At 41.9% G+C, this 16,827-nt stretch carries 18 protein-coding genes; 6 read left to right on the plus strand and 12 right to left on the minus strand.

Features of this window, described 5'->3' with window-relative positions; all coding sequences use genetic code 11:
- The first annotated feature begins 27 nt into the window (after positions 1-27).
- Positions 28-660 (plus strand): hypothetical protein, encoded by a 633-nt coding sequence (locus B9T26_RS09975; protein WP_086199546.1) that lies wholly within the window; start codon positions 28-30, stop codon positions 658-660.
- 94 nt (positions 661-754) lie between these two features.
- Here B9T26_RS09975 and B9T26_RS09980 read toward each other — a convergent pair whose 3' ends face one another.
- The 7 genes from B9T26_RS09980 to glnK all read right to left on the minus strand — a co-directional run bounded on the left by B9T26_RS09980 (position 755) and on the right by glnK (position 6,918).
- Positions 755-1,300: a VTT domain-containing protein gene (locus B9T26_RS09980; protein WP_086199547.1), complete on the minus strand. Its 546-nt coding sequence runs from the start codon at positions 1,298-1,300 to the stop codon at positions 755-757.
- 112 nt (positions 1,301-1,412) lie between these two features.
- Complete coding sequence (locus B9T26_RS09985) at positions 1,413-2,072, minus strand: riboflavin synthase (protein WP_086199548.1); 660 nt, start codon at positions 2,070-2,072, stop codon at positions 1,413-1,415.
- A 28-nt stretch (positions 2,073-2,100) separates the two neighbouring features.
- A complete protein-coding gene (locus tag B9T26_RS09990; protein ID WP_086199549.1) occupies positions 2,101-3,393 on the minus strand; it encodes a DNA adenine methylase in 1,293 nt (430 codons plus the stop codon).
- A complete protein-coding gene (ribD, locus tag B9T26_RS09995; RefSeq protein WP_086199550.1) occupies positions 3,390-4,490 on the minus strand; it encodes a bifunctional diaminohydroxyphosphoribosylaminopyrimidine deaminase/5-amino-6-(5-phosphoribosylamino)uracil reductase RibD in 1,101 nt (366 codons plus the stop codon). Before ribD ends, B9T26_RS09990 begins: the two co-directional genes overlap by 4 nt.
- A 24-nt stretch (positions 4,491-4,514) precedes the next feature.
- Positions 4,515-4,973 carry a transcriptional regulator NrdR gene (nrdR, locus tag B9T26_RS10000; RefSeq protein ID WP_086199551.1) on the minus strand — a complete coding sequence of 153 codons (459 nt, stop codon included), beginning with the start codon at positions 4,971-4,973 and terminating at the stop codon, positions 4,515-4,517.
- A gap of 138 nt (positions 4,974-5,111) precedes the next feature.
- Positions 5,112-6,521, minus strand: a complete 1,410-nt coding sequence (locus B9T26_RS10005; protein WP_086199552.1) for an ammonium transporter — start codon at positions 6,519-6,521, stop codon at positions 5,112-5,114.
- A 58-nt stretch (positions 6,522-6,579) separates the two neighbouring features.
- Positions 6,580-6,918, minus strand: coding sequence for a P-II family nitrogen regulator (glnK, locus tag B9T26_RS10010; RefSeq protein ID WP_086174160.1), 339 nt, complete (start codon positions 6,916-6,918; stop codon positions 6,580-6,582).
- 280 nt (positions 6,919-7,198) lie between these two features.
- Here glnK and B9T26_RS10015 point away from each other — a divergent pair, with 280 nt between their 5' ends.
- The 3 genes from B9T26_RS10015 to B9T26_RS10025 all read left to right on the plus strand — a co-directional run bounded on the left by B9T26_RS10015 (position 7,199) and on the right by B9T26_RS10025 (position 9,495).
- Complete coding sequence (locus tag B9T26_RS10015) at positions 7,199-7,426, plus strand: accessory factor UbiK family protein (RefSeq protein ID WP_086199553.1); 228 nt, start codon at positions 7,199-7,201, stop codon at positions 7,424-7,426.
- A 68-nt stretch (positions 7,427-7,494) separates the two neighbouring features.
- Positions 7,495-8,982: a YifB family Mg chelatase-like AAA ATPase gene (locus tag B9T26_RS10020; RefSeq protein WP_086199554.1), complete on the plus strand. Its 1,488-nt coding sequence runs from the start codon at positions 7,495-7,497 to the stop codon at positions 8,980-8,982.
- A 6-nt stretch (positions 8,983-8,988) separates the two neighbouring features.
- Positions 8,989-9,495, plus strand: coding sequence for a GNAT family N-acetyltransferase (locus B9T26_RS10025; RefSeq protein WP_086199555.1), 507 nt, complete (start codon positions 8,989-8,991; stop codon positions 9,493-9,495).
- Positions 9,496-9,617: 122 nt separating this feature from the next.
- On the opposite strand, the gene B9T26_RS10030 is transcribed toward B9T26_RS10025, so the two are convergent.
- Both B9T26_RS10030 and B9T26_RS10035 read right to left on the minus strand, forming a co-directional pair.
- Positions 9,618-10,361 carry a TorF family putative porin gene (locus tag B9T26_RS10030; RefSeq protein ID WP_086199556.1) on the minus strand — a complete coding sequence of 248 codons (744 nt, stop codon included), beginning with the start codon at positions 10,359-10,361 and terminating at the stop codon, positions 9,618-9,620.
- 382 nt (positions 10,362-10,743) lie between these two features.
- Positions 10,744-11,514, minus strand: a complete 771-nt coding sequence (locus tag B9T26_RS10035) for a TorF family putative porin (RefSeq protein ID WP_086199557.1) — start codon at positions 11,512-11,514, stop codon at positions 10,744-10,746.
- Between the two features lie 582 nt (positions 11,515-12,096).
- Here B9T26_RS10035 and B9T26_RS10040 point away from each other — a divergent pair.
- On the plus strand, positions 12,097-13,389 hold the full coding sequence (locus B9T26_RS10040; RefSeq protein ID WP_086199558.1) for an OprD family outer membrane porin: 1,293 nt from the start codon (positions 12,097-12,099) through the stop codon (positions 13,387-13,389).
- 95 nt (positions 13,390-13,484) lie between these two features.
- On the opposite strand, the gene ppa is transcribed toward B9T26_RS10040, so the two are convergent.
- Positions 13,485-14,015 (minus strand): inorganic diphosphatase, encoded by a 531-nt coding sequence (gene ppa, locus B9T26_RS10045; RefSeq protein WP_086174165.1) that lies wholly within the window; start codon positions 14,013-14,015, stop codon positions 13,485-13,487.
- Positions 14,016-14,139: 124 nt separating this feature from the next.
- A complete protein-coding gene (locus B9T26_RS10050) occupies positions 14,140-14,541 on the minus strand; it encodes an MAPEG family protein (RefSeq protein WP_086174166.1) in 402 nt (133 codons plus the stop codon).
- 105 nt (positions 14,542-14,646) lie between these two features.
- Between B9T26_RS10050 and B9T26_RS10055 the strand changes: the two genes are divergently transcribed.
- Positions 14,647-15,027: a hypothetical protein gene (locus tag B9T26_RS10055; RefSeq protein WP_086199559.1), complete on the plus strand. Its 381-nt coding sequence runs from the start codon at positions 14,647-14,649 to the stop codon at positions 15,025-15,027.
- A gap of 49 nt (positions 15,028-15,076) precedes the next feature.
- Here B9T26_RS10055 and B9T26_RS10060 read toward each other — a convergent pair whose 3' ends face one another.
- A complete protein-coding gene (locus B9T26_RS10060) occupies positions 15,077-16,753 on the minus strand; it encodes an AMP-binding protein (RefSeq protein ID WP_086199560.1) in 1,677 nt (558 codons plus the stop codon).
- Positions 16,754-16,827: the final 74 nt, after the last annotated feature.

Here is a 16,827-nt window from a genome sequence, read left to right on the forward strand (position 1 = left end):
TGATCAATAGAAATAAGGAGAGATAGGGTGGCATTAAATGTCGGTCAAGATTTTAAACAGCGCTGGTTAAATGTACCTGAGGCTGTTCGTCAGGCATTTATTGATGACCTACACCGTGTCTGCAATGTGCTGAAACCTGAAACCAATATTCAGAAGTGGCTAGAAAAAGATAAAGAAGCACAAAAGCAATCTTATGAAAAAATTGAACAGGCCTATGTAGATCGCAAGGCTCAACTGATTGAAGAGGCTCGTTTACGCAAGCAACGAGCTTTAGAACAGTCTTTGGAAAAAAAGCGTGCTGAACAGCTGGCTTATGCACGGGCATTACAGTTAGATGAAGAAAGACAATTTGCCGAGCAAGTCCACACCTTGTCTTTTATACGTCAAAACTTAGAACATGAAACACAAACCTATACTGCACGCTATCACAAGAACCCTGCGGGCCCGGCCTTGAATTTTGCCAAGGGCATGATCTCGATTACTGACCATGAAATATTATCGGAACTGGAAAGTGTGCGTTTACGTCTGGAACTGGAAGCCGAAACCCTGATTGAACAAGCGGTGACCGTATTCCGTGCCAAGTTACATCAGGCCAGTCAGGAAGAAATTGAGTACATTTTAAAGAATTCTAATTTATCTACGGAAAAGCCAAAAACCTGATTGCTGATCCCGGCTCATCTAGGCCATTTTTAAGTATGAGAAGTTAAAAATAAAAGCGTCCACTTCGGTGGACTTATTTTTTATTATCCAGATATTAAAATAAGTCTACTGCAATTCCGAGCATATTGCCTGCACCATAGCCAATTCCCAATAACAGGCCAATCCATACCAGTCCGCCAGTGATGTTATAAAACATAAAACTGAACACATTCATATGCCCTGCCCCGGCAGCAAAGGGCGCAAATGAACGAACAAAAGGAATAAAACGTGCCATCAAAATGGTTTTACCGCCATGCTTGGTAAAATAGTGATTGGTCTTGACAATATATTCAGGTTTTAAAAAACGTGAGTGTTCATGGAAAAACTTAAATCCCAAAATCTTCCCGGTATAGTAATTGACGATATAACCCAATACTGAGGCAATAAACAATAACAACCCCATAGAAGATAAATGAACATTATCTGCAGTTGAACATAGGGCACCAATGGCGATCAGTAAACTGTCTCCCGGCAAGAAAAACATAAATACTGAACCAGTCTCGGCAAAGATAATCAGAAATAAAATGGCATAAATCCACAAGCCATACTGATCCAGTAAAGTAGGTAACCATTGTTCAATATGCATTAGAAAATCAAGCATCTTCAGCTACTCACTTCAACCACATTATTTGCATAACTCATTAAAAATAAACATTAAAAATAAAAAAACAGCCTGATTTTTTCAATCAGACTGTTTTCTATTCTAGGATGTTTTACTTCAAGAAGCCATTTTCTGCCAGAAAATTCATGCTTATTTTTGACTGTTCGTTGGTGTCGGCAGCCTTGTCACCCAGCATTAAACGCTCGATATAGCGAGCCAAGACATCCACTTCCAGATTCACTTTAGCACCGGTTTTCCAGGTACCAATATTGGTCCGTTCAGCGGTATGCGGAATCAAGTTCAGGCTGATGATATTGCCACGCAGGTGGTTAATGGTCAGGCTAATGCCGTCCACAGTCACCGAACCTTTTTCTGCCAGATATTTGGCAATTTCAGCCGGAGCCGTCACTTCATAATAAATGGAACGGGCATCTTCACGCACCAGAGTAATTTCACCAACCGCATCAACATGGCCACTGACAATATGCCCACCAAAACGGGTGGTTGGTAACATGGCTTTTTCCACATTCACGCGCTGACCGACTTTCCAGTTACCCAGTGTGGTACGGTTTAAACTTTCCCGTGAGACATCGGCTGCATACCAGTTTTCGCCCCATTCAATCACGGTCAGACAAATACCATTGGTGGCAATCGAATCACCCAAATGCACATCAGACATGTCGAGGCTGGTACCAATACGCAAACGCACATCACCACCCACGCTTTGTACACTTTCCACTTTACCTAGACTTTCAATAATGCCTGTAAACATAACTTGTTCTCTATTTTCTGTATTTGTTTTACCACAATGCCAATTGGGTACTTACACCGGTGGTATCCACACCGCCCAGTTCAGCAAAATGATACAGCTGACCTAATAATTGGCGTAGCGGCGGGCCAGATTTGGCATGGGTATCGGTGATGACGATAAACTCGAGTACACGTGCACGTTCTGACTGACGTTGCTTGCTGACCCGATAACGCGGAACATCCTGAGTGAGCAAGGTTACACGGCCGCGTTTCAGATTCGCCTGCAGCAAATCACCCGCTTCAATATTACCATCGGTCGAATAGCTGGTCAGAATATAACGTGCATTAATCGTTGCCAATAATTTTTCATAGGCTTCTTTGGCATGCTTGGAAGAATTGTACTGGCTTGGACGCTCTTTACGCCAAGCACGGTCAATCCCGCTCTTGAAGCCTTTGGTATCCGGACTCGGTAAATCCACCTGATCCCACAACGTCAAGGCATTCAGTACATGATAGTTACTGCTATAAGCATGCTGGTTATAAGGCGGATCCAGATAAGCCACATCTACTTCAAAATTACTCATCTGGTTGGCCAGATGCTGTGCATCGACACACCACATTTCCGCTGCCGGTTTTTTCGGGTCACCGATTTCACAGAAACGGCTTGGCGTCAGCCAGAGTAAGGATTCAATCCGTTCCAAAGCGGTTTGGGTTTTACCACCCCAGCCATGGTGAAAACTTTTAAATACACCTGAAGTATTGCTGACAAAACTGGCTGAATACAGCAAGGGAGCCAGTAATGCCGACATTTCCACATCATTAATGGCACCTTGTGCCTGCCAGGTAGCAATCTGCTGACGAATCGCATCAATACGCATGCCGTTGCGGCGTTTGAAGAACAAACGGTCACGGGTCGGATCATAGATTTCATCATTGCGCGGGCACAGGTTATGCGTGACCCAGCCTTTGACTTCGGGCAGACGGTTCAGATAATCAATGGCTTTTTGATAACCACCCAGCTCTTTAAATGCCGGTGCTTCCACACAGGATAAAATCGCACTGTTTAACGCGTGGCTATACGGCTCCCAGTCATTGGCAATCACGCGATAACCATTTTGCCGCGCCAGACGCGAAACCACCCCTGAACCGGCAAAAAAGTCGGCAAAAATCGGGGCCCGACCATTATGAGTATTTAAGGTTCCCGTGCTCTCAAGTGCCTCTAAAATCAGATGCAATAAACGGCGTTTATTGCCTAAATAAGGAACGAGCTGATTGAAAAGGTATTCATCTGTGGTACGTGCTGAATGACGACGTTTATGATAAACCGAAGACTCTGAATTCATACTGTCTCTTGAGAAGGGATTAACCTTAAGCGCACATCATTCCCCAATTGGGTAACGTCCATGAGCTTAAATCGAAGTTGCTCTGCCATACGGTCAAATTCCGCATTAAACATTGCACGTGCTGTTTGACCTAAAAAGGTCGGTGCAACATAGCTGATCATTTCATCCACCAACCGTTCCTGCAAAAAGGCCGTGGATAATGTTGCCCCTGCTTCCACCAGCACATCATAAATTTGATGCTCGGTAGATAAGGTCTGTAGCAAGTCTTTTAAAGGCTGTACGGCAAATTGTAGCACGCCTAAATCGGCCAGTTCCTGACGGAATGGTCCCATCACCATGACTGTTTCGGCTTGCTGGAGTATTTTTGCATTCAGTGGCAAACGCCCCTGGCGATCCAGCACCAGACGTTTGGGCTGAACAATCGTGCTAATATCTGCAATACCGCTAAGTTGGCGAACATTGAGCTGACAATCATCGGCAAGTACCGTTTCAATGCCAGTAATGACGACACCGGAAATGCCACGCCAGTGCTGTACATCCTGACGGGCTTCAGTGCCAGTAATCCATTTCGACTCACCCGAGGCCATGGCTGTCCGGCCATCCAGACTGGAAGCCACTTTTAGACGTACATAAGGCATGCCCGTAGCCATGGCTTTTAAGAAGCCGTGGTTGAGCTGATGGGCTTCTGCCTGACAGATCCCGACAGCGACTTCAATGCCAGCATCCGTTAAAATTTTTACCCCTTTACCGGCCACCAAAGGATTCGGATCAGGGCAAGCCACAATCACTTTTGCTACTCCAGCCTCAACCAGACCTTTGGCACACGGCGGTGTACGGCCATAATGCGCACAGGGTTCCAAAGTGACATAAGCTGTTGCACCGCGTGCCTTCTCACCGGCCTGGCGCATGGCAAATACTTCGGCATGCGGTTGCCCGGCTTGGGGATGAAAACCCTCGCCCACCAACTGTCCATCTTTAACGATGACACAGCCGACATTGGGATTGGGTTTAGTGGAATATTGTCCGAGTCGTGCTAATTCAATCGCACGCTGCATCCATGCTTGATCTTGTGGGGAGTTTTGATTTAACTCAGACATTAAATTGCTCTTGGAAAATAAATCTTAGTGTTCGCGCTGTTGCATTTGTTCAATTTGACGACGGAAAGCTTCAACATCCTGAAAATCCTGATAGACCGAAGCAAAACGGACGTAAGCGACATGATCCAAGGCAAATAAAGCCTGCATGACAATTTCACCAATGGTGCGTGATTTGACATCGCGCTCACCTAAACGGCGAATCTGCAACTGGATATCGCTGAGGACGGTTTCAATCTGCTCTTGGGTCACCGGACGTTTCTGTAAAGCATGCATCAGGGAACGACGCATTTTTGCTTCGTCAAAAGGTTCGCTCTTGCCATCGGATTTGATTACCCGTGGCATTACCACCTCATAGGTTTCAAAGGTAGTAAAACGTTCACCACAACTGAGACATTCACGACGGCGGCGAATCTGGCAGCCTTCGGCAGCCAAACGCGAATCAATCACTTTACTATCTGCAGCGTTGCAAAATGGACAATGCATAGCGGTTTAATTGAACAAATCAAATCGGATTTAGAGTGTAGCAAAAATTCTGCCCTTTGTAGAGGCTTACGCAAGATATGGAAAAAAAACAGCCCTTACGGGCTGTTTTACACAATATATTGATTATAGGTTTTTATATTATTCTACACGTTCGCCATGTTGACTTAAGTCTAGACCCATACGTTCATCATCATTCGCAACACGGATACCAATCACCAGATCAATCACTTTCAGAATGATGAAGGTCAATACCGCAGAGTAAGCGATAGTTGCCAATACACCTTCAAGTTGTACCCATAATTGATGCATCATGTCTGTCGGTACTTTATCACCCATGATGAATTCACTTGCAAACACCGCAGTCAGAATGGCACCAACAATACCGCCTACACCATGCAGACCAAAGGCATCCAAAGAATCATCCGCTTTCAGAGCACGCTTAAGCGCTGTAATACCCCAGAAGCACACTACACCGCCAATCAGCCCCATAGCCAATGCACCACCTACAGTCACGAAACCTGCTGCCGGTGTAATCACCACCAAACCTGCAACTGCGCCAGATGCACCGCCCAATACAGAGGCTTTACCACGAATCAATTTTTCAGTAATCAACCAGGCAATAGCTGCTGCCGCTGCTGCAACTTGCGTTACAATCAATGCATAACCTGCTGAACCATTTGCACCTAATGCAGACCCGCCATTGAAACCAAACCAGCCTACCCAAACCAGGCTTGCACCGACAACCGTTAAAGTCAGGTTATGCGGAGCCATAGATTCACGGCCCAAGCCCATACGTTTACCCAGCATGTATGCAGCTACCAAACCTGCCACACCCGAGTTAATATGAACCACCGTACCGCCTGCAAAATCAAGCGCACCATCATTAGCTAACCAGCCGCCGCCCCACACCCAGTGAGTAATTGGTGCGTAAACAACCACGCTCCAAATCGTAATAAATGCAACAAAGGCACCAAATTTCATACGTTCTGCAATCGAACCTGTAATAATGGCTACAGTAATGATGGCAAATGTCATTTGGAAAATAACAAAGAGAATTTCTGGAATTGTTCCGGTTAAGGCAGTGGTCGTAATTCCAGATAACATGATTTTATCTAAATTACCAATGAAAGCATTGCCGCTACCAAAAGCCAGTGTATAACCAATCACCACCCAAGTAATACTGACAATGGCTGCCGCAACAAAGCTATGTGCCATAGTGCCAAGTACGTTTTTCTTACGAACCATACCGCCGTAAAATAATGCGAGTCCTGGAATGGTCATCAATAAAACCAGTGCTGTAGACACTAAAATCCATGACGTGTCACCTGTGTCTAATTTTGGTTCTTCTTTCGCAGGTGCTGCTGTTTGTTCAGCTGGAGCAGGTGCCGCAGCTAATTCAGAATTTGTTGTTAATGATGTATCAGTAGTTTCGACCACTGTTACATTTTCAGCAGGAGTGGATGCTGCTGTTACTGCTTCTTCAGCCCACGCAACAGAACCACCTAAAAGTGCGCCAGACAAACTAAGCGCAATGAGCATTTTTTTCATTCGTATCCCCCAACCTAGTTTTTTGAGTTATTAGCTACTCAGCAAACTTCATGCCAAATTAAACAGCATCTGCACCTGTTTCACCGGTACGGATACGGATGACTTGTTCTAAATTAGTAACGAAAATTTTACCGTCACCAATTTTACCTGTGCTTGCTACACGCGTAATCGATTCGATTACTGAATCTACCATTTCATCGCTAATCGCGATTTCAATTTTTACTTTAGGCAAGAAATCAACAACATATTCTGCACCACGGTAAAGTTCAGTATGACCTTTTTGACGACCAAAGCCTTTGACTTCAGTTACGGTGATCCCTTGAACACCAATGTCAGAGAGTGCTTCACGCACGTCATCTAATTTAAAGGGTTTTACAATTGCAGTTACGAGCTTCATGTTTGTTTTCCTTCGGCTTCTTTCACCAGTAAGGTTTTATGTTCAAATTTCGTGCCAAAAATTCTAAGGTTGGGGGAAATAGTAACTTTCGACACGAGTTTTCTTTATAACCTATTTTATACTTTTAGATGTAGTCTGAATTCCAAAAAGTAGACATTTTTACTATAAAATTAACGATTTTACATATCGGATAAAGTTATATCCGGTCGCATGGGACTATGGTCTAGGTTTGAGCAATGCTACACTAGCGCCACTTCTCCATCACTATATGGACACTGCAATGATTGAAACCCTATTACAAGCCATCATGGAACAACTCGATCAACCGAAAAAGGATGTTGAACATAATTTACGTGCCTTACTGAATGAAGCAGTCAGCAAGATGGATCTGGTGTCTAGAGATGAAATCGAGCGACAACGTACTGCCCTCAATACTGCCAATTTACGATTAAATGAACTGCTTAAACAAGTTGAAGCCTTAGAAATTAAAATAAAGAACAATAAATAAGCACCTTTTCAGTGCATAAAAAGACCAAAAACGATTAAAAATAACGCACTACAATGGAACAATAATAAATGTCTTTTGCCAAGATTTATACTCGAGGTCTGCTTGGACTTCATGCCCCGCTAATAGAGGTCGAAGTGCATGTCAGTCAGGGCTTGCCTTCTTTAACCATTGTCGGACTTGCCGAAGCGGCAGTTCGTGAAAGTAAAGACCGGGTCCGTTCTGCCATTATCAATAGTGGTTTTCAATTTCCTACCAAACGTCTCACCATCAATTTAGCGCCTGCAGATTTGCCCAAAGATGGTTCGCGTCTGGATTTGCCCATTGCTTTGGGCATTTTAATCGCTTCGGGACAACTGCCTGAAAATGTGACAGATCATCTGGAATTTATTGGTGAACTCGCCCTGGATGGTCAGCTTCGACCCATCACCGGTATTTTGAGTATCGCCATTGCCTGCCAGCAGTCCGGACATCATCTTTTCTTGCCGCAGCAAAATGCTCAAGATGCCTCGCAATTGCCCAATTTTGAAGTATTTGCCGCCCATCATCTCAAAGATGTATGTGAACATTTATCTAGCCAGCACCCGATTCAACAATATCAAGCGCATAGCAGCAACCAAATCAATCAGTACAAATTTGATTTAGCCGATGTCAAAGGTCAACTCCGTCCACGACGTGCTTTGGAAATTGCCGCAGCAGGTGGACATTCACTGCTGTTTAAAGGACCACCCGGCACCGGGAAAACCCTACTAGCATCTCGCTTGGCCAGTATTTTGCCACCCTTGGATATGCAAGAAAATTTAGAAGTCGCCAGCATTTATTCGGTTGCCAACAGTTCACATCCCTTTGGGCAGCGTCCTTTTCGTGCGCCGCATCATACCGCTTCCGCAATTGCCCTGGTGGGAGGTGGCTCACATCCTAAACCGGGCGAAATTACCCTGGCACATTTGGGCGTATTATTTTTAGATGAGCTGCCCGAATTTGATCGTAAAGTTCTGGAAGTATTAAGGCAACCACTGGAATCTAAAGAAATTGTGATTTCACGTGCCTCCAGACAGATTACCTTTCCGGCCAACTTTCAACTGATTGCCGCAATGAATCCCTGTCCTTGTGGCTATGCTTTCAATCAGGATATTCGCTGTCAATGTTCTGCAGATGCGATTAAACGTTATCAAAATCGCATTTCAGGGCCGCTACTGGACCGGATTGACCTGCATATTGATGTGCCGCCTTTACAGGCACACGAATTACAAGATACATCGCCAGTTGAAAATTCACATACGGTTCGCGAACGGGTGATTCAAGCCTATGAACAGCAGATACAACGACAACAATGCCTGAACCATGCTTTAACGCCTCAACAGCTTGAACAGTTTGCCTGCCTCGATGCGCAGGCTCAGAAAATTATGGAAATGGCACAGCAACGCTTGAATTTGTCTGCCCGGGCCTATCATCGGGTATTACGTGTCGCGCGAAGCATTGCCGATTTATCGCAACATGCCGAGATTCAAAGCCAGCATTTAACCGAAGCTTTGTCTTATCGGGCACAACAGGGCTAATTTAAGATGCATAATTTACTGATTCGTAGTGAAAATCCTGCTGATGATGCGGCAATTAGCCATGTGATTGAACAGGCATTTCAAAAGCAGCAATACTCCAGTCATAACGAACAATTCATTGTCACTGCCCTGCGCAAAGCCAATGCACTGAGCATTTCTTTGGTCGCTGTTTTAAATCAGCACATAGTGGGGCATATCGCTATTTCACCCGTAAAAATTTCTTCAGGTGTGCAAGGCTGGTATGGCTTAGGGCCGGTCGCTGTTTTACCAGAATGGCAACTGCAAGGTATAGGTTCAGCGCTCATCCAATCCGGATTAAGCCAATTGAAAGCTCATTCAGCCAAAGGCTGTGTGGTTTTAGGTGATCCGGATTTCTATACCCAATTTGGTTTCAAGGCAGTTCCTGAACTCATCTTGGAGCATGTTCCGGCTCAATATTTTCAGGCTTTGGCTTTTCAGGGAGATATACCTCAAGCTTATGTCAGCTATCATCCCGCATTTTCTGCCACATGAGCAAAAATAAAGACATTGCTTTTATTTTTTTAGAACAAGGAACGAAATATCAGAAGCCCCTAAATTATCTCCATAAAAAAACCTCCAAAGCTTGGCTTTGGAGGTTATTTAATCATTTGAAATTAAAATGCTTTGGTTAAGGTAAATACCGCACCCGTTTCTACCCCACGACTATCAGGATCAATATCCGTACCTATCGCAGCCAATTCAGCAGTTAGGCCATCAACAGAAGCAAATGAATAAGTCACACCCGCTTTCCAGTCGAAATAGCTGTCATCACCACTGCCAAAGTCATAATCATCCGCCAGCGTATAACCCAGTGCAGCAACACCGCCAAAACCAGTTGCACCAAAAGGTACAGAATAAGTTGCATTTAGGTACCATGCATCAGTATCTAAACCCAAGAAATCATTAGTATAGTTAACCGCCGTTAATAGACTTGCACCTTCTACCAATACGTCATTAAATGTCAATTTACCGTATAATTCCAACCAGTTTAAGTCACTTTCACTTGGATAAGCGTAGTACCATAAACCTACATCTAATAACGGTTTATTGGCAAAGTTATCTAAAGTCGTTGCAAAACCGATGTAAGGATCAAGCTCAATGTGGGCTGTACCACCAAAATCTACATTTGAACCCCATACACCCGCATATACACCTGACTCATGTGACAATACAAAACCTGCTTGTACGGCTGGATCATTAAAGGTTTGCGTCATACCACGATAACGATAATCTGAGGTTAGTGCTGCAGTGCCACTCACAGACAAGCCTAATGGTGATGCAGGTGTTTCATCTGCAAAAGTGAAGGTAGATGCTGTTGCAACTACAGCTAAAGATAATGCTTTTAAAGTTAATTTCATTGTTTGCTTCCCCCACATCGTACTACGACGGTTTTTTTGGTTATTTCGATAAACTCAATGAGGAAATAGCAATTGCTATGCCAAAAGCAAAATCAGATTTCTACAATGCCTCTAAAATAAACAATAAATACACCTATCATACTGTTTTTATTAAATTTTAATTAATTATCATAAATTTATCTTAAATATCGTTTATTCGATGCGATAGCCAGTTTGCTCAGTATTAAAACTCACTTCATCTTTAGAGCAAGATTCATATTTACTTACATCATGCCTCTTTTTAAGGCTATTTTTTCACCAGTTTTCTTCGTTATGCATGAAAAAAGTGCACAATTTTAAAGCAAATTGTGCACTTTAAAGAATTTTATAGCCAGTGAAGAACTTAAAAATTAAAATTCAATCCCAAAACCAGCTGATCATCAAAATCTGTATCAAAACGATCCTTGCCCCCAAAGACATAATCTAAGGATGCTGTTGCACCAGTATTGGCAATTGCTTTGCTTAGGCCAATGCGCGCTTCATTGAAAGCAACATCGTTTTTCGTTTCAATGATGCTGTCATCACGACTACTATTATAAAGAGATGCACCTACCGAAGTATTTAGCATAAAATTTTGCGCTAAAGCATAACTATAAGCTGCACTTAAATACACATCTCCGGCATTGGCAAAAGAAGCATCGCTAAGCATCACCGCCGCACCTAAAGTTAAATCTTTATAAGCCAGTTCACCCAATACATCGAATGCAGTAGTTTTACGTTTATCACCGTTGTCACCATATACCGTACCGCCATTTTGATAGTAATAAGCAGTCCCTTGAAGCTTATAGCTCCAGTCCTGATTCAGCTCCTTACCATACGCGACATAAAAATCATGTTCAAAGCCATGATCTTTATCATCATCAGAAGGATCATAACCGAGTGTTGACCCCCAATATCCCAAGGTTATTCCGCTGTTATGTGCGTACTCAAGCCCAGCTTGTAAAGTGACATCATCGTTTTCCACACCACCGCGGTAAATATATTTATTGACCACTGCAAAACTACCACTTAGCTCGCCTGCTGTTTGTGAAGGTATATTTTCCTCAGCAAATACAGACATTGTGCTGATTGCAAGCAAACAAGTTAATGAAATTTTATGTGATATTTGCAGCATTACTACCCCGTATAGAATCGCTTAAAGATTCTGTTCAACGATGAATTTGGCTGCGGATTTTAAAACTTTTTTATACTTTTTGGTCAATTTTTTTAAATTGCTCTGGCGTACTTTTATGTAACTAATAATCAATAAGTCAGCTTCATACTGAATTAAAATAGATTTTTATATTGAAAAAATTAGATGAAATTTCAATAGATATGAATTTAAAAAAAAATTGCTGATTGTGCATTCACTCCTCGGCTGAATATCCATAAATCAGTGCTTTTAATCCACATTAGACTAAAGTCTAAAGCAGGAAGATTTCATAAAATTAAGTATAAATGATGAACTTCAGCTTCCTATGAATGGTTAAAATTACAAAACAGGTTATTTATATTTTAAATATATTATTGTTTTGTAAAATAATTTTAACAAATAGAAACTTTTTAATATTTTTATAGACTAAAAGGTATAAAATTATATTCAAAGAATGCATAACTTTAATTAAATAAAATGTATTAAAAAATGATTTTTTTGCGATACATTCCGTATACAATTCCTTCAATTTCTATCTCCCATTTTGTATAAGGCCACCTCCCAATGCAAAACGTACAAAAACTTACTTTAGCAGTTTTAATTCAAGCTGCTTTGATTTCTACTGCCTATGCCAGCGAACAAAGCGAAGCTAAAGGCTTTGTTGAAGATGCTGAAGGTTCTGTATTGTTCCGCACCGGCTATATCAACCGCGATAAAAAAGCGCCTGGCAAGAAAGATCAAAGTTCTGCTGCACAATCGGCTATTGTCAAACTCGAGTCTGGTTTTACACAGGGTGTAGTCGGTTTTGGTGTAAATGCTGTAGGTGATGCTTCGTTTAAACTGGGCGAAAACAAAAATGCAAATAACGGCATGATTCCTAAGCATGCAGATGGTTCTGCATACGATCATTGGGCTCGTGGCGGTGCCAGTGTTAAAGCACGTGTTTCAAACACGACTGTTGAGTACGGTACTCAAGTATTAGATATTCCTGTACTGGCAAGTAATACTGGCCGTATGGTTCCTGAATATTTCACTGGTGTACTTGCAACAAGCCATGAAATTGAAAATCTGGAAGTTATTGCGGGTAAATTCACCAAAAACCAATATTCCGATCAAATTAACACTGATAGCGAAAAATTAGACCGTGCCGTGGTTTGGGGCGCAAAATATAAAGTGAATGATGCTTTAAATACTGCATACTACGGTGTAGACATTAAAGATAAATTAGAACGTCACTATGCAAATGTGAACTATAAACAAGCTTTGGCAAATGACAGTTCATTCACTTATGACTTCAGCGGCTACCACACTGAATTTGAGCCGGGCACGACATATTCAGCAACAGTAGCAGATCCATCTACACAAAATACCCATAACACTATTTTTGCTGTGTCAGGTACATACAATAAAGATGTACACAACCTAATGTTGGCTTATCAACAAAACTCTGGCAACGTGGGTTATGACTACAGTGGCAATGGTGATGGTTACCAATCCATCTATATGCCAAACTCATACCTTTCAGACTTTATCGGCAACGATGAAAAATCTGTACAGCTTCAATACAGCTATAACTTCAAAAACCAAGGCTTAGCTGGCTTGAACTGGACTACTGCTTATGTTTATGGTTGGGATATCAAAGCAACTGATAATAAAGGAACTATCATCAGTGATCACGCTAAAGAGCGCGAATTCTTTAACCAAGTGAAATACACTGTTCAAAGTGGTTTTGCCAAAGATGCAAGCTTGCGTGTACGTAACTCTTACTACCGTGCAAGCAATGCTTACCAAGCTGGTTACATCGGTGATACCAATGAATGGCGTATCTTCCTTGATATTCCTGTGAAATTATTTTAATTCACAGTAAGTTCAAGAGATAAAAAAACCTGCACATTGTGCAGGTTTTTTTTGTTTTTAGATTTTAAAAATAAAAGCTAAAAACCAAAAATCAATTATGCATTTTTGTAAGCTTCGATTGAGCTAAGCACTTCTTGTTTTGCAACATCAGCACCTTCCCAACCACTTAACTTAACCCATTTTCCTGGCTCTAAGTCTTTGTAGTGTTGGAAGAAGTGTTCGATTTGGCTAATCAACAACGGAGGAAGATCAGTGTACTCCTGAACATCTTTGTAGATCGGTGTCAATTTTTCGTGTGGAACTGCAACCAGTTTCGCGTCAATACCACCATCATCTTCCATGTTCAATTTGCCCACTGGACGGCAACGGATTACTGAACCTGGTTCAACCGGGTGTGGAGTTACAACCAATACGTCTAATGGGTCACCATCAAGAGATAGTGTATTTGGTACATAACCATAGTTTGCTGGGTAGAACATTGCAGTACCCATGAAACGGTCTACAAATAATGCATCAGAATCTTTGTCGATTTCGTATTTGATTGGTGCTGCATTTGCAGGAATTTCAATAATTACATAGATGTCGTTTGGTGCATCTTTACCCGCTGGGATATTGCTGTAGCTCATAGCATCACTCTTTAACAAGTTAAATCTTTTTAAAACCGCAATGATTATAACGGTTTTTGCGTATTAAATAACTTTTCGATTATACATCTGCTGAGTGAAAATATGTATTTCCACATTTTGCAGCTCAGGTGGTTAATTTAATGACCAAAAGCAACAAGCAAATCGGGCAAAGCAAGGACAAGATCCAGATAATGGAACGCAAAGTGGCCCAATTGGCTAAATAACAGATTCCGTAGAAAATACGGAGTAAAATATATGCCACACCAAAAGTCATAATGATGTTTTGAGAAACCACCATATATTCTGCCATTAAAATGGAAGCAATAAATAAAGGTAAACTTTCAAAACTGTTTTGTTGTACCGCATGGGCACGTGCTGCTAAACCTGTGGTTTTGGCCAAAAATTCACGCGGATTCTGGTTGTCTCGTGCTTTAAAACCTGCTGTTTTTTTTGCAATAGTGGTAAAAACATAGGGCAATAAACATGCAATTAAGATGAGATAGATTATTCCGCTAATGCTTTGCATCTCATTTTTCTCATTAAAATTTTATGCTGCCTATCATAGCATGGCGTTTTCACAATATTTTTTGTAAATTATAGTGTTTTTATAAATCAGCAATAAGGATCCATCATGGTCAATCCTGATCAAGACAAAATGTTTGATGTACTCGAAAAGCAACGCCAACATCAACGTAAAGTGGATCGTGTACTCAAAGTCGTATTGCCGATTGTTGCATTCTTGGTTGCTACAATTTGTGCCAATATGAATGCCTGGTCTATGCTGGGTACCCTGATTATTTTAATTGTAGCTTTGTGGATGGTCGCCATTAAACGACAACCTTTATGGTATTGGTTATTCGGTATTTTGGTCTATTGCCTCATCGACAACTATTTCAGCTATGGTAGCTTGTATTTACCCGGCTTTAGCCGTCAATTTGGCACCATGTTTACCTTTGTCGGTATTTTTGGCATAGCACGTCCCTATATTGATCGATGGCTGTTAAAAGATTAAGGCCCAAATAAAAAAAGCGCCGATCACGGCGCTTTTTTTATTGCAGCATTTATGCAGTTTTACGCAAGTCTTTACGCAAGATTTTGCCTACGTTGGACTTCGGTAATTCATCCATAAATTCAACATAACGAGGACGTTTATAACCGGTTAAGTTTTCTTTAGCGAAGGCAAGCACTTCTTCAGTTGTCAGTGATGGATCTTTTTTCACAACAAACAGTTTAGGCACTTCACCTGATTTTTCATCAGGTACACCAATCGCAGCAACTTCCAATACTTTCGGATGCTTAGAAATGACTTCTTCAATTTCTGAAGGATAAACGTTAAAGCCAGACACCAAGATCATGTCTTTCTTACGATCGACAATCTTGATATAACCGCGAGAATCCATTACACCGATATCGCCGGTACGGAAGAAACCATGGATCATCACTTTTTCAGTTTCATCTGGACGGTTCCAGTAGCCTTTCATGACTTGTGGACCACGAATCGAGATTTCGCCTTGCTCACCCAATGCAACTTCATTGCCATCATCATCCAGAATAGCAACTTCAGTCAGTGGCAATGGAATACCGATGGTACCGCTGAATTCAGTTGATTGCGGTGGATTCGCTGTTGCAACAGGTGAAGTTTCAGATAAACCGTAACCTTCAATGATATTGGTACCGGTAACTCTCTTCCATGCTTCAGCAGTAGAAGGCAATACCGCCATACCACCACCCATAGCCATTTTCAGTTTGCTATGATCAAGCTGTTTAAATTCTTCATTGTTTACCAATGCATTAAACAAGGTATTCACTGCCGGGAAGAATGACGGCTGGTATTTACGCAGTTCTTTCATTACCGCAGGTAGGTCACGCGGGTTTGGAATAAGCACGTTGGCTTGACCTTTATACATGCCGTACAACGCACACACCATGAATGCAAAGATGTGATAAAGCGGTAAGGCACAGAAAATACGGTCATCCGGTTGCCCATCTTGAGCACCAAATTTACTTTGGAAAATACCGTCACACTGCAACATGTTCGCAACCAGGTTACGATGGGTCAGTTCAGCACCTTTAGAAACACCTGTAGTACCACCGGTATATTGAAGTACCGCTGTATCACTGAGCGTGAGGCTAGGACGTTTATAGTTGCTTGCGCTCACTTTAGCCATTGCTGCGTTAAAACGGATATGTCCTGGAATATTCCAGGCTGGGATTTGCTTACGTACTGAACGTAACACAAAATTCACCAGTGTACCTTTTAAGGCACCTAGCATATCGCCCACAGAAGCGACGACAACGTGCTTCACAGGAGTTTTACCAATAATAGCCTGATAAACTGTTGCAAAGTTTTCAACAATAACCAGTACTTCCGAACCTGAGTCATTTAATTGATGCTCAAGTTCACGAGAAGTATAAAGCGGATTTACGTTAACCAGTATTAGACCAGCACGGAAGATACCCAATGCCACGACAGGATATTGAAGCACGTTTGGCATCATTACAGCCACACGTGTACCTTTTTCCAAACCTAAACTTTGTAAATATGTTGCAAATTTACGACTTGCTTCTTCCAACTCATTAAAAGTGAGAACTTTATCCATAAAAATAAAGGCGTCACGTGAGCCAAATTTTTGGAAATTGCGTTCGAATACATCAACTAATGAGGTATTTTCAGCAGGTAACTCTACAGTTTCCGGAATCCCTGTCTTTTGGTATTCAGCGAACCAAATCTTTTCCATAATGCCTATCTCTCCAATCTTAATCCTTAGTATTCAAAGTGTTTTTTTCTTTGTTGAACCTGGTTTTTTCCTTT

This window comes from Acinetobacter sp. ANC 4169 (genome assembly GCF_002135355.1).
Taxonomy (GTDB): domain Bacteria; phylum Pseudomonadota; class Gammaproteobacteria; order Pseudomonadales; family Moraxellaceae; genus Acinetobacter.

Coding starts and splice junctions, on each gene's coding strand:
- B9T26_RS09980 (WP_086199547.1), bottom strand. CDS start 1,300: ATGCTTGATTTTCTAATGCATATTGAACAATGGTTACCTACTTTACTG.
- B9T26_RS10015 (WP_086199553.1), top strand. CDS start 7,199: ATGATTGAAACCCTATTACAAGCCATCATGGAACAACTCGATCAACCG.
- B9T26_RS09985 (WP_086199548.1), bottom strand. CDS start 2,072: ATGTTTACAGGCATTATTGAAAGTCTAGGTAAAGTGGAAAGTGTACAA.
- ribD (WP_086199550.1), bottom strand. CDS start 4,490: ATGTCTGAGTTAAATCAAAACTCCCCACAAGATCAAGCATGGATGCAG.
- glnK (WP_086174160.1), bottom strand. CDS start 6,918: ATGAAGCTCGTAACTGCAATTGTAAAACCCTTTAAATTAGATGACGTG.
- B9T26_RS10050 (WP_086174166.1), bottom strand. CDS start 14,541: ATGCAAAGCATTAGCGGAATAATCTATCTCATCTTAATTGCATGTTTA.
- ppa (WP_086174165.1), bottom strand. CDS start 14,015: ATGAGCTACAGCAATATCCCAGCGGGTAAAGATGCACCAAACGACATC.
- nrdR (WP_086199551.1), bottom strand. CDS start 4,973: ATGCATTGTCCATTTTGCAACGCTGCAGATAGTAAAGTGATTGATTCG.
- B9T26_RS09990 (WP_086199549.1), bottom strand. CDS start 3,393: ATGAATTCAGAGTCTTCGGTTTATCATAAACGTCGTCATTCAGCACGT.
- B9T26_RS10035 (WP_086199557.1), bottom strand. CDS start 11,514: ATGCTGCAAATATCACATAAAATTTCATTAACTTGTTTGCTTGCAATC.
- B9T26_RS10030 (WP_086199556.1), bottom strand. CDS start 10,361: ATGAAATTAACTTTAAAAGCATTATCTTTAGCTGTAGTTGCAACAGCA.
- B9T26_RS10060 (WP_086199560.1), bottom strand. CDS start 16,753: ATGGAAAAGATTTGGTTCGCTGAATACCAAAAGACAGGGATTCCGGAA.
- B9T26_RS10055 (WP_086199559.1), top strand. CDS start 14,647: ATGGTCAATCCTGATCAAGACAAAATGTTTGATGTACTCGAAAAGCAA.
- B9T26_RS10005 (WP_086199552.1), bottom strand. CDS start 6,521: ATGAAAAAAATGCTCATTGCGCTTAGTTTGTCTGGCGCACTTTTAGGT.
- B9T26_RS10040 (WP_086199558.1), top strand. CDS start 12,097: ATGCAAAACGTACAAAAACTTACTTTAGCAGTTTTAATTCAAGCTGCT.
- B9T26_RS10020 (WP_086199554.1), top strand. CDS start 7,495: ATGTCTTTTGCCAAGATTTATACTCGAGGTCTGCTTGGACTTCATGCC.
- B9T26_RS10025 (WP_086199555.1), top strand. CDS start 8,989: ATGCATAATTTACTGATTCGTAGTGAAAATCCTGCTGATGATGCGGCA.